Here is a 14,002-nt window from a genome sequence, read left to right as displayed (position 1 = left end):
CACCTCAGAGCTGGTAGGTGGAGTTGATGATGGCGCCCTTGCGCGCGTAGTGGATCAACGCATCCTGAACGTCGAGGGGGTGCGCCGGGATGACACCCTCGATGAGGTCCTCCTCGCGGGCACCGTGCAGCGCGAGCCCGAATCGGCACGCGAACACCTTGCCGCCCTCCTTGATGAAGGTCGCCAGCGCCTCGTTGATGTTCTGCTCACCCGGGAAGCCGCTGTCGCCGGTGGTCGGAAAGCCGCGTGTAGCAACGGCATTGATGGCGCCGGGACCGTAGAAGTAGATCGCCGAATCGAATCCCTTGCGCAGTGCTCTGGTGGCCTGCAGGATCGCCACGAAACTCACCGACGACTCGTGCGCGATACCGTGCACCAGCGTGAAGTAGGTTTCGCCGGCCTCGGCCTGATAGTCGGGGAAGATCTTCGTCGCACCGTAGATATTCGTGCCCTTCGGCAGCGCGGGGTGCGGGATCTCGGCCAAAGACTTCTGAATGTTCTCCTCGATGGCCTTGTCGATCTCGGCGATAGTGGGTGCGGACACGGTTCCTCCTGCGATGTGCTGACGGTGCCCAGGGCTTCGGTCCCGGGCCGACTCCCGGTTCGGGCGAGGCGATGCTGAAGCGATATCCGATCCCAAATTCTGCGATTCGCAGCAGATCGGATGAGAGAATTTCACGCGCAGTCCATTGCCGAATGGTTTCGTCCAGAATAATTGGAAGTTAGCCGAACCTCACGCCACTCGCACCGGATCATCACGGAAACATGTTTGTCCGCAACATCTTTCGCTCACGAGCGCGTGAGAAGGCCTGGATACTGAGCGAACGACTTAACACCGCGAAACATATGCCCACGTTTCACCGGAAATGAATTAACACCAGAACACAGCTACGCTGTGCACCGTCACGACACAGAAACAAACGAACCGTCATGGTTCACTCTGTGTCGAAATTTCCCGTTCCCCTCTGGCTGTCCGTGGAAGCATCGGAGGACCGCAACCGACTCGCACCGCCCGAGAGTGATTCCATCTGCGTCAGTAGGTTGTCGTCGCGATCTGCGATCCCAGCAGGGATGCTGTCACCATCCGCCAAGATCGAGAACTCCCTGGGCAGCCTTCGGGTCTGGCAAGCGACCGCCGGAGAATTGGATCGGCATCTCGAGCGGCTGCTGAGCTTGGGGTTGCGCCCGTAAAGCCATGCAGCACAAGATCGTCCTGCGCGCGATGCTGCAGATCGCCGTCCGCCACGGTGCCGTCGAGACGAACCGACCGACGGCGTCGGCGCATTCACCACTTTCGGCTCCCATGAATCCGCTCATCGCTCGCGATATCCGCGCGGCCCGGGCCGCGGGTTACTGGCCCGGGCCGCGGGCTACTGTGCCGGGCTCGATCCCGAGAGCGCCGCATCGGCGCTTGACCGCCGTGATCGAACAGCTCTGCCTCACCTGGCAGTAACAGAACGACGGTCCTCACATCGAGCTCACCGACAAGGCCGCCGTCGAGACCTGTGGCAATTGTGGGGCCACGCGGTGTATTGGACCGACCCGCTTACGGTGAGCACATCCGACGAGTGCCGCCCGCTCGACCGGCACGTCCGCCCTATGCGGCGTCGAGTTCCGAAGTCGTTGGGGCCGTGGCAGTCTCGAATGTGCCGGGTTGCCGGCGGACGAATATCGCAACCGGGACCGCGGTAATCAGCAGCGCGACGCCGGCGACGGTGAGGGCGAGATGGGTGGCGTCGGTGAACGCGTGCTGGATGGCGTTGTGGACCGGTCCGGCGACGGCGGGCGGGAGGGCAGAGCTGTGCTCGCCCTCTGCGGCGGCGGACACGACGGCGTCGGTGAGCGGTCGAGGCAGGTCGGCAGCACGGAGTTCGTCGCGGAGGTTGTCGGCGAACCGCGTCGTCAGGATGGTGCCCAGAACGCTGGCACCCAGTACATTGCCGACCTGGCGGAACAAGTTGACCGTGGCGCTGGCCATACCTGCCTGGTGTGGTGCGACGCTGTTGACCGCCGCCGCGGTAGCGGGTGCGATGAGCATGCCGCTGCCGATACCGGCGAGCAGTAGTCCGGGCCAGATCCGGCCGAACCCGGTACCGGGAGGGCTGGCGAGGAGCGCGAAGATGCCGGCGGCCATGACGACGAGGCCGAGCGTGAGCATCGTCGTGAACCCGATGCGATGCACGATACGGGCGGCGACGGCGCTGATGAGGACGAAGGGGCCGAACATCACCAGGAGCCGCACGGCGGCGGCGAGGACCGTAGTTCCCTGCACGTGCTGCAGGTAGAGCACGGTGACCAGCGCGGTGCCGGTGAATCCCAGCAGGGTGACCGCGGCCGTACCCATCACGGCGCTGAAGGATCCGGACCGGAAGAGCTTCACGTCCAGCATGGGATCAGGATGACGGGCTTCGTACCGGATGAATGCCACCAGTGACACGGCCAGCACAGCGTAGGCACACAGGACGCGGACCTCGGTGTATCCCAGTGAGCCGCCTTCGATCACCGCATAGGTCAGTGCCGCGATGGCGAGGGTGCCCAGCACCATCCCGACGGGATCGAGTGCCCGGGTGGGGAGTCTGCTCTCACGAATCAGTGTCACCGCGCCGAGAAGGGCAATTACACCGAGTACGACATTGATCAGGTAGATCGCATGCCAGGAGAAGGCACCCACCAGCACCCCCGCTCCCAGCGGACCGATCGCCAGGCCGATTCCGGAACTTCCGGCCCAGATGCTAACGGCCTCGGTGCGTTCGCGCATATCGGTGAAGGTGTGGCTGATGATGGCCAGGCTGGTGGGTAACACCATCGCGCCGCCGATTCCCATGATGGCCTGGGCGGCAATCAATGCGACCGTGTTGTGCGCGGCGAATGCCACAGCACTGCCCGCCGCGAAGAGAGTCGCGCCGGTGGCGAAGATCAGCCGCCGGCCGATGAGATCCCCGACGGTCCCGCTGCCGAGCACCAGACTGGCCACGACCAGGCTGTAGGCACTGGCGACCCAGACGGCCATCGACGACGAGGGGTGCAGATCGGCCTGGATGGTGGCGAGCCCTCCGAGCGTGGAGGACACATTGACGAAAGCCATCATCGGGCCGATGCACACCACGGCCAGGATCCACCACCGACCACGGGACGTTGCGTCGTGATCGGCGGATGCGGTCACCTCATTACGTGTCACGGTATTCCTCACTGAGTCGAAATCTGCTGGTCGATGAGTGCGAAGAGTTCGTCGGCACTGGCCGCCGCCTCGACGGCGGCGCGGTCGCTTCCGGCCGAGGATTCGCCGCCGTGGACCGCTTCGGCCAGCAGCGAGCGGATCCGCTCGGCCAGATGTGCCTTGTCCCGATCCGACGTCATGGTCGCGAACAGCGATTGCAGCGAGTCGATCTGGTCGTCGACCGCCGATGTGGCCGATGTGGCCGCCCACCGCGACCCCAGCAGCTTCGCTACCGCGGCGGCGGTCGGGTAATCGAACACCAGGGTCGACGGTAGTTTCATCGCTGTCTCCTCGGCGAGCCGGTTCCGCAGCTCGACACCTCCGAGCGAATCGAATCCCAGTTCGTTGAACGGGATTTCGGGATCAACGGCCGCGGCCGACGGATGTCCCAGAACCGCCGCGGCGAGTTCCCGCACGAATTCGAGTATCAGCTCATCTCGCTGATCCTCCGGCGCGGCGGCCACCTGTGCGGCGAACCGGCCGGTGCTGCCGCCCGGCACTCGACGCGCTCGAGCGGGCACCAGGCTCTCGAGCACCTCGGGCAACAGCCCGGTCCGGGCTTGCGCCGCCAGTGCCGCCCTGTCGAATTCGACACAGGCGGCCACCGGTTCGTTCGAGGCGATCGCGGCGTCGAACAGTGCGGTCCCGTCGTCGATGCCGAGCACCTTGATGCCCAGTCGTTCCCACCGCGTCAGCGCGGCTCGGTCCATCGCGCCGGTCATACCGACGTCTTGGTTCCACGGTCCCCACGCCAGCGAGAGCGCGGGCAGCCGCTGGGCGCGGCGGGCGAGTGCGAGTCCGTCGAGGAACGAGTTCGCCGCCGCGTAGTTGCCCTGTCCGGGTGCACCGAATGTCGATGCGACGGAGGAGAACATGATGAAGGCCGACAGGTCGTGTCCCCGGGTCAGCTCGTCCAGGTGCAGGGCACCGTCGACCTTGGGCGCGAGTACACGGTCGATCTGCCCGGCGGTCAGTTTCTCGAGCGTGGCGTCGTCGACCACACCCGCGGAATGAATCACCGCCGTCAATCGATGTTCGGCCGCGATCGAATCGAGCACCGCAGCGACATCGGCGCGATCACCGACATCGCATGCGGCAACACGCGTTTCGGCTCCCAAGGCGGTCAATTCGGCCACCAGGTCCGCGACGCCCGGGGCCGCTTCACCCCGGCGCGACACCAGCAGCAGGTGCTCGACACCGTGCGTCACCACCAGATGCCTGGCCAGGACCGCACCCAGACCACTTGTGCCGCCGGTGATCAATACCGTGCCGTGCCCGAACATTGCACCCCGGTCGAGCGACTGCGGTTCGTCGGTGACCGCACCGCCGGACAGTCGCGGTACGAACATCTGCGAGTCGCGGACCGTCGTCTGTCCCCGATCCGATTCGACGACAGTGCGCACGACATCGGCGTCCACCATGCCGTCGTGATCGAGTAGCGCGATCCGGCCGGGATGTTCGGACTGTGCGGTGCGGACCATGCCTGCCACCGCGGCGGCGACCACATCGACCGGCTCGTCCGCCACGGCCGTCGCACCGCGGGTCACCACCACCAGACGAGCATCGGCCAGCCGCTCGTTCGACAACCACGACCGCAGCATCGTCCAGACCGTGTGAACCGAAGCTCGCACCTCGGCGGCACGTGCGCCGGAGGACGCGGTAGCGACCCCGTCGGCGAGCGAGTAGACGACCAGATCCGGAATCTCCTCGGCCGCAGCCAATTCCGCGATGTCACGATAATGCCTGTCGATCCCGGACACCCTCGCCGACCCGACTGTAGCCATGACGGCGGCGGTGGCGGCGGCAGCAGCTCGATCCGCGCGAACCCATCGCAGGTGCAGCGGCGCCGCACGGCGAGCCGAGCTCGCGGTCAAGACCCGGACATCGACCGGGCGCGCGGTCACGGCATCGATTGTCAGCACGACCGAACCGGTGTCGTCGACGACGACCATTCCGATCTGCCCGCTACCGTCGCGGACCACCCGCACACGCACCGCCCCGGCACCGGAACGCCACAGCCGCACTCCCGCGAACGAGAACGGCAACGGCACCTGTCCGGCGGCAAGGTCGTCGGACAGGCCGTCGATCGCCACGTGCAGACAGGCGTCGAGCAGTGCCGGATGCACGGCGAACGCCGAGGCCGAACCGCTCACCGATTCGTCGAGTGAGACTTCGGCGAAGGTCTGCTCGCCGCGAGTCCACACCGCGGTCACGCCCTGGAATACCGGGCCGTACTCGAAACCGCGCTGCGCCAATCGATCGTAGAAGGACGCATCGCTCGACGGCACCGCACCGGCCGGGGGCCAGCTCCGCTCCTCCCACACCGGGGCGACGCCGGCGGCAGCGGTCAGCACACCCCTCGCGTGCAGTACCCACGGATGCTCTGCGGCCGAGTCCCCCTCGGCGGCGGGGCGGGAGTAGATCGCGAAGGCGCGCCGTCCCTCCTCATCGGGTGCGGCGACACTCAACTGCAGATCGACCTCGATGTCGTCGGCCAGTACCAGTGGGGATTCGAGTAGCAGTTCCTCGATGACGTCCACCCGCAGTCGTACGCCCGCGCTCAACGCCAATTCCGCGAACGCCGTGCCGGGCAACAACACCGAACCGAATACCGCGTGGTCGGCGATCCACGGATGTGTCCGCAGCGACAACCGCCCGGTGAACAACCACTCGTCCCTGCCCGCTACCGGCACCGCATTCGCCAATAGCGGATGCCCGAATGTTCCGGTCACGACTCCTGCCTGTGGCTGCACCCAATAGCGCCGACGCTGGAACGCGTAGGTCGGCAATGCCACCCGATCCATGCCACGCCCGGCGAACAGCAGCGACATATCCGGCTCCAGCCCCGCCGCGTGCGCTTGCGCGAGGAGGGTGACGAACCCGACCGTCTCGTCGATCGTCCGACGCGACGACGCCGCCACCAGCATCGACTTCGTCTCCGCTCGCGGATGCTCGGCCAAACACTCGGCGGTCATCGCAACGAGCACCGCGTCCGGGCCGACCTCCACGAACCTGCGCACACCGGCACCGACCAGGGTGTCCACACCGGGAGCGAATCGCACGCAACCACGAACCTGCGCGACCCAGTACTCCGGATCGCACACCTGCGCACGCACCTGCGTGCCCGACACATTCGACACGATCGGCAACAACGGCTCGCGATACGTCAAACCCTGTGCCACAGCACGGAACTCGTCCAGCATGGGCTCCATCAACGCCGAATGGAACGCATGCGAGACCCGCAATCGCGTGGTCTTTCTCCCCTCTTCCGACAGCCGTCGCGCGATCTCGTCGATCACATCCGCGTCCCCTGACAGCACCACCGATTCCGGACCATTCACGGCCGCCAGCGACACGTGGTCGCCGAATTCGCCGAGCACGCGCATCGCCTCGCCCTCCGGCACGGCCACCGCCAGCATCGCCCCGTCGGCCGGCAACGCCCCCATCAACCGGCCTCGCGCCGCCACCAGCGCGCACGCGTCCTCGAGCGACCACACGCCCGCCACGAACGCCGCCGCCAGTTCACCGATCGAATGTCCCGCAACGACATCCGGCGACAGGTCGAACGATTCCAGCAGACGGAACATGGCCACCTCGAACGCGAACAACGCCGGTTGGGTGAACTCCGTCCGATCCAGCATCTGCCCCGGATCGGCGAACATGACCTCCTTCAGCGACCCACCGAGCCGGCTGTCGAACTCGGCGCACACCTCGTCCAGCGCGGTCACGAACGTCGGAAACGCCTGATACAGGCCCGAACCCATCCCTGTCCGCTGCGCTCCCTGACCGGTGAACAGGAATGCGGTTCTCCCCGAACCCGCCATACCGTCGACCACCCCCGGCAGCGGCGAATCCGATGCCAGCGCGGCCAGGCCCGCGAGCAACTCCTCCCGATCGCGCCCGACAACGGCGCCCCAACGGTCGAGCCGTGCGCGCGTGTCCACCAACGAGCGTGCTACCGACCAGAGATCGATGTCCGGTCGGTCGGCCAACCAAGTCCGCAACCGGTCCGCCTGTCCCCGCAGTCCCTGCTCCGACTTCGCCGACAGCATCAGCGGCACCACGGAAACATCGACGACGGAAGGGCCTTGCCGCACATCGGGATCACCGCCGTGCTCCGATACGCCGGCCGGTGACGGCGCATCCGGCGCTTCCTCGACAATGACATGTGCGTTGGTTCCGCTGATCCCGAACGACGAGACGCCCGCACGCCGCACCCGGTCGCCGGTCAGCCACGGCTCGGGCTCGGTCAACACCCGCACCGACCCAGCCGACCAATCCACGTGCGGCGACAAGGCGTCCACATGCAGTGTCTTCGGCAACACCTGATGCCGCAGCGCCTGCACCACCTTGATCACACCGCCCACACCCGCGGCCGCCTGTGTATGGCCGATATTCGACTTGAGTGCGCCGATACGCAACGGTCGGTCCGACCGCTCCTGTCCGTAGGCGGCGATCAATGCCTGTGCCTCGATGGGGTCGCCCAATGCCGTCCCCGTCCCGTGCGCCTCAACCACGTCCACGTCCTGCGCACGCACACCGGCATCGGCCAGCGCCGCCGCGATCACGCGCTCCTGCGACGGACCGCTCGGCGCTGTCAGGCCATTGCTCGCGCCGTCCTGATTGACAGCGCTGCCACGGACCACCGCGAGGATGTTGTGCCCCAGCCGCCGCGCATCCGACAGTCGTTCCAGCACCAGCACGCCCGCGCCCTCCGACCAGGCCACACCATCGGCTGCCGCCGAGAACGCTTTGGACCGGCCATCGGGAGCCAGACCGCGCTGCCGGGAGAACTCCACGAACACCGTCGGAGTGGCCATCACCGTGGCACCACCCACCAGAGCGAGGGAGCTTTCCCCCTCGCGCAGAGCCCGGCACGCCAGATGCAGTGCCACCAGCGATGACGAGCACGCCGTATCCACCGTCATCGCCGGACCTTCCAGCCCCAGCGAATAAGCGACCCGGCCGGACACCACACTGCTCGCGGCGCCGGTGGCGACATAGCCTTCCACTTCGGGCCCACCCAGGCGGGTCAGGGCGTCGTAGTCCTGGTACATCACGCCGGTGTAGACACCGGTGTCGCTGCCCCGCAACGAGGTCGGGGCGATCCCCGCATGTTCCAATGCCTCCCACGACACCTCGAGCAGCAACCGCTGCTGGGGATCCATCGCGATCGCCTCACGCGGGCCGATTCCGAAGAAGCCCGCGTCGAATTCGGCCGCGTTCATCAGGAAGCCGCCCTCGCGGGCGTAGGACGTGCCGGGATGGTCGGGGTCCGGATGGAACAGCTGGGCGGTGTCCCAACCGCGATCCGGCGGAAACTCGCTGATGGCGTCCGCGCCGGAGAACACCAGATCCCACAGGTCGTCCGGGGATTCGACGCCGCCGGGATAGCGGCACGCCATTCCAACGATCGCGATCGGCTCGTCGGCTCGCAGCCGGCGCGTGGTCTTGCGCTGCTTCGGCGTGGACGAGTCCCCCATCCGGGACCCGATGAAGGCGGCCACCGCCCGGGTGGTGGGGTGGTCGAAGACGAGGGTGGACGGCAACCGCAGGCCGGTGGTCGTGGTGAGCCGGTTGCGGAACTCGACCGCGCCCAGCGAATCGAAACCCATTGCGCTGAAGGGCTTCTCGATATCGACCAGATCACCCGCGGCATATCCCAGCACTGCGGCGACCTGGCCACGGACGAAATCGAGTACAGCCGCGTCGCGAGCATCCGGTGCCAGCGACGCCAGCCGCCGCGCCAGGTCGCCACCTCCGGCCGCGCGGCGCGCGGAGGGCACCAGCGACCGCAACATCGAGGGCAGCATTCCCGACCCGGCAGCGACGGCCAATGCCGCCGTGTCCAGGTCGACCGCGGCGACGAACGGAGCTCCGGCGCCACCGGCCAGATCGAACAATTCGAGACCGTCGGATTCCGACAGCGGGCGAGAACCCATGCGCGACAACCGGTCCAGGTCCGCATCGGTCAGCTCGGCCGCCATTCCGCTGCGCCCGCCCCATGGCCCCCAGGCCACCGACACCGCCGGCAGGCCCGCATTGACGCGGCGGAGCGCCAATGCGTCCAGTACCGAATTGGCCGCCGCATAGTTGCCTTGTCCCGACGATCCGACCACCGCGGCAACGGAGGAGAACAGGACGAACGCCGACAGATCGGCGGTGAGCTCGTGCAGATGCAGTGCCGCATCGACTTTCGGTGCGAGCACGCGGTCGACCTGCTCGGCGGTGAGGGTGTCGACGGTGCCGTCGGCCAGCACGCCGGCGGCGTGGATAACCGCGGTCGGCGCGGGGCCGTCGGAGATGTCGTCGAGCAGCGCTGCCACGGCGGCGCGATCGCTCACATCACAGGCCGCCACCCGGGTCCGGGCCCCGAGTTCGGCCAGTTCGGCCACCAGTTCGGCGACCCCCTCGGCCCGCTCACCGCGCCGCGACACCAGCACCAGTTCGCGCACCCCGTGCCTGCCGGCCAGATGCCGCGCCACCAGCGCGCCCAGCCCGCCGGTGCCACCGGTGATCAGCACCGCACCCGGGCCGAGATCGATGGTCCGCGCGGCGGCCGGATCGCGGCGGGTCAGCCGCGGCGCGAGCAGCGCACCCCCGCGCAGCGCCAGCTGCTTCTCGTCGGTGGCCATCGCCGCCGAGATCAGTTCCGGGGTCACCGCGCTGCCATCGTCGATGTCCAGCAGCACGATCCGGCCGGGATTCTCCGACTGCGCGCTCCGGAGCAGACCCCAGACGGCCGCGGCGGCCAAATCAGGGTCTTCGCCGGGCAACCCCGCACCATTGCGCGTCACCACCACGAGTCGGGCGTCGCTAGTGGGCAGGCGCAGCCAGGATCGCACCGAGGCCAGCACCGCGTGCACGCGATCTCGCACGATGGCCGCCGCCGACCGGGAACCGGCCTCGCTGTCCGCAGCGCGGCGGTCGGGACCATCGGCGAACCACACCAGCACATCCGGAGCGTCGCCGGTGTCGGCAGCCAGGTCCGGGTAGGTCCGTGCGAATCCGGGCACGGCCACCCCGGCGATCAGCAGGCCGTCCACTTCATGGGACGCGTCGCCGGAGTCGACTCGACTCCATTGCACGTCGTAGAGCCCGCGGTCGGCAATCGATCGATCACCGCGCAGCGCCTGGCTGTTCACCGGGCGCGCCCGCAGCGATTCGACGGTCAGTACCGGAGCGCCGGTGTCGTCACCCAGTTCCAGTCGCATACTGTCGCCGACGCGCCGGATGCGCACCTGTGCGGCGGTCGCCCCCGGGCAATACAACCGGATGCCGCCGAACGAGAACGGCAGCGGCACCTGTCCGGGCGGCAGATCCGCGGCCAGATCCTGCACCCCGGCATGCAACGCGGCGTCGAGCAGCGCGGGATGGATGCCGAATCGGCCACCGTCCACGCCGACTTCGGCAGGCAACCGCACATCGGCCACCATGTCACCGCCGCCATCGCGCCAGACGCGGCGCACCCCCTGGAATGCGGAGCCGTAATCGAATCCGCGCGCGGCCAGCCCGTCGTAGAGAACGTCGCCGGGGATCGCGTCGTCCTCCGGGTTGTCGTCGACCGTGTAGGCCGGACCCTCCATTTCCCCGCCGGGGGCGAGAATGCCACGCGCATGGGTTGTTCCACTCGCGCCCGCCGATTGTTCGCCGACGATCCGGGACGCCACGACGAATCGCCTGCGCCCCTCGTTATCGGGTTCTTCGACCGCGATCTGCACGTCGACCTCGGTCCGCTCGCCGAAACGCAGCGGCGTCTCCAGCACCAGCTCGTCGACGACCTCGACACCCAGCCGAGCGCCGACTGCCAAGGCCAGCTCCACGAAACCTGTTCCCGGGACCAGAATCTCGCCGAAGACGGTGTGATCGGCGATCCACGGATGCGACGCCACCGACAGCCGACCGGTGAACAGCCATTCGTCCCTGCCCGCCACCACGATCGACCCGCCGAGCATGGGGTGGTCGACCACCGTCACACCGGCGCGGCCGACATCGCCCCGCACGGCGGTGGGTGCGATCCAATGGCGCTGATGCTGGAATGCATAGGTCGGCAAGAGAATTCGACGCGATTCCCGGCCCGCGAACAAGGGGCTCCAGTCCACGTCCAGTCCCGCGGCGTGCGCGGCGGCCAGGAATGTGGTGAACTGCGCGACTTCCGCACAACCACGTCGGGCGGCAGCGGCCACCACGGCCCGCCCCTCGGTCCCGGGTTCCTCGGCAAGGCACTGCCGTGTCATCGCGGCCAGGACGGCGTCCGGGCCGATCTCCAGGAACCACCGGGCCCCGGTCGCGGCCAGCGCGCGCACGCCTGGCTCGAACCGCACGGCCGCACGGACCTGGCGCACCCAATACTCCGGATCGGTCAGCTCCCGCTCCACCACAGCGCCGGTCACGTTCGACACCACCGGAAAGGTCGGCTGATGATAGGTCAATCCCGCTGCCACCGAACGGAATTCGTCGAGCATCGGATCCATCCGGGCGGAATGGAAGGCGTGGCTGACCCGCAGCCTGCTGGTCTTGCGACCCCGCTCGGCGAGCAGCCGTTGGACGTCGTCGACCGCCTCCGCGTCGCCGGACAGCACCACGGCCGCCGGTCCATTCACCGCGGCGACCGACAGCCGATCGGCGTATCCGGCCACCAGTTCGATCGCCTCGTCTTCGGTGACAGCCGCCGCCAGCATCGCACCGCCGCCGGGCAGGGCGCCCATCAGTCGCCCCCGCGCCGCCACCAGCGCGCACGCGTCCGCCAGCGACCACACCCCCGCCACATACGCCGCCACCAGCTCGCCGATGGAGTGCCCGAGCAGCACATCCGGTGTCACACCGAACGATTCGACCAGCCGGTAGGCCGCCACCTCGTACGCGAACAACGCGGGCTGGGTGAATTCCGTCCGATTCAGCAGGGCCGCACCGGCATCACCGTCGGCGGCGAACATCACGTCCTTCAGCGCTCGTCCCAGCAACGGGTCGAGTTCGGCACATACCTCGTCCAGCGCGGCCGCGAACACGGGGAACGCCGCGTACAGCTCCCGGCCCATTCCGGGTTGCTGCGCGCCCTGGCCGGTGAACAGGAACGCCGTGCGTCCCGCGCCCACGACGCCATCGACCACGCCCTCCGATGGGGCACCGTCGACAAGGGCCGCAAGTCCCGCCAGCAGCGCCTCCCGGTCACGGCCCACGATCGCTCCGCGCCGGTCCAACAGCGCCCGCGACGTGATCAGCGAATGGGCCACATCCCATACATCCGCATCGGGTTCACCGATTAACCACTGCCACAGCCGATCCGCCTGCGCGCGCAGGCCGGGTTCGGATTTCGCCGACAGGAGCCACGCGACGACATCGGAGTTCGTATTGGGCGTAATCGTTTCGGCCGCTACCTGTTCCGGAGCAGCCCCGGCGACCGGTTCGGCGGGCGCCTCCTCGATGATCACGTGCGCGTTGGTACCGCTGGCCCCGAAGGACGAGACACCCGCACGGCGCACCCGCCCACCCGCGGGCCACGGCTGCGCCTCGGTCAGCAGGCGCACAGTGCCCGCCGACCAATCCACATGTGGCGTAGGCGCATCCACATGCAATGTCATCGGCAACATCTCATGCCGCATCGCCTGAACCATCTTGATCACACCGCCCACCCCCGCCGCGGCGGACGTGTGACCGATATTCGACTTGAGCGAACCCACATATAACGGCCCGTGTTCACGCCGCGCGCCGTAGACGCCGATCAGCGCGCGCGCTTCGATCGGATCCCCGAGCATCGTGCCGGTCCCGTGCGCCTCCACCGCGTCGATGTCGCCGGGTTCCAGTCCGGCATTGGCCAATGCCTGTGCGATGACACGTTCCTGCGACGGGCCGTTCGGTGCGGTCAGCCCCTTGCTCGCGCCGTCCTGATTGAGCGCGCTGCCGCGAATGACCGCCAAGACGTTGTGTCCCAGGCGTTGCGCATCCGACAGGCGTTCGACGACCAGCATGCCGATACCTTCGGAAAATCCGGTCCCGTCCGCAGCGGCCGCGAATGCCTTGCATCGGGCATCGGTGGCGAGCCCGTGCTGGCGGGCGAATGCGATCAGATGGGACGGATCCGACATCACCGTGACACCGCCCGCCAGGGCCAGCGATGTTTCGCCGTTGCGCAGCGCCTGGCACGCGAGATGCAGGGCCACCAGCGACGACGAGCACACGGTGTCGATCGACATCGTGGGCCCCTTGAAGCCGAATGTGTAAGCGACCCGGCCGGATACGACGGAGTTTCCCGCACCGAGATAGGCGTGGCCTTCCGCCTCGGCGGTCAGTGTCGGGGAACCGACCCGAGGTCCGTAGTACTGGTGGAAAACGCCGGTGAAGACACCGGTATCGCTGCCGCGCAGCGACATCGGGTCGATGCCCGCGTACTCCAGCGCTTCCCAGGACGCCTCCAGTGCCAAGCGCTGCTGGGGATCCATCATCGCGGCTTCCCGCGGGCCGATCCCGAAGAATCCCGCGTCGAAATCGCCTGCCGAATACAGGAATCCGCCTTCACGGGTATTGGTCGTGCCAGGAACGTCCGGATCCGGATTGTAGAGTTTCTCCAGATCCCAGCCCCGGTCGGTCGGGAACTCGCCGACGGCGTCGACGCCGGAGGCCACCAGGTCCCACAGTTGCGCCGGCGATTCGACGCCGCCGGGATAGCGGCAGCTCATCCCGACGATCGCGATCGGTTCCCGCGCACGCTCCTCCAGGTCCTGGATGCGCTTGTTGGCGGCGCGCAGGTCCCTGGCGAATCGCCGCAGGGACTGGGTGAGCCGTTCC

At 67.9% G+C, this 14,002-nt stretch carries 3 protein-coding genes and 1 pseudogene; 1 reads left to right on the top strand and 3 read right to left on the bottom strand.

From position 1 onward, the window contains the following. Nucleotides 1-4: 4 nt before the first annotated feature. Nucleotides 5-544, bottom strand: a complete 540-nt coding sequence (locus ACQPYR_RS18195) for an MSMEG_0572/Sll0783 family nitrogen starvation response protein (RefSeq protein WP_373283297.1) — start codon at nt 542-544, stop codon at nt 5-7. 651 nt (nt 545-1,195) lie between these two features. On the opposite strand from ACQPYR_RS18195, the gene ACQPYR_RS18190 reads away from it, so the two are divergent. Then, on the top strand, nt 1,196-1,453 hold the full coding sequence (locus ACQPYR_RS18190) for a hypothetical protein (protein ID WP_433633699.1): 258 nt from the start codon (nt 1,196-1,198) through the stop codon (nt 1,451-1,453). Between the two features lie 144 nt (nt 1,454-1,597). Here the strand turns inward: ACQPYR_RS18190 and ACQPYR_RS18185 are convergent, their stop codons facing one another. Both ACQPYR_RS18185 and ACQPYR_RS18180 read right to left on the bottom strand, forming a co-directional pair. After that, nucleotides 1,598-3,178 carry an MFS transporter gene (locus tag ACQPYR_RS18185; RefSeq protein WP_433633697.1) on the bottom strand — a complete coding sequence of 527 codons (1,581 nt, stop codon included), beginning with the start codon at nt 3,176-3,178 and terminating at the stop codon, nt 1,598-1,600. A gap of 8 nt (nt 3,179-3,186) precedes the next feature. Then, nucleotides 3,187-14,001 (bottom strand): annotated as a pseudogene (locus tag ACQPYR_RS18180) (type I polyketide synthase); the annotation flags it as partial. Nucleotide 14,002: the final 1 nt, after the last annotated feature.

The organism is Nocardia sp. CA-120079, from assembly GCF_050955745.1.
GTDB lineage: Bacteria > Actinomycetota > Actinomycetes > Mycobacteriales > Mycobacteriaceae > Nocardia.
The sequence above is the reverse complement of the archived record's forward strand: the minus strand, read 5'-3'. Positions and strand labels throughout refer to the sequence as shown.

Excerpts from the sequence above, each read along its gene's own strand:
- ACQPYR_RS18190 (WP_433633699.1), top strand. The coding sequence starts at position 1,196 with ATGCAGCACAAGATCGTCCTGCGCGCGATGCTGCAGATCGCCGTCCGC.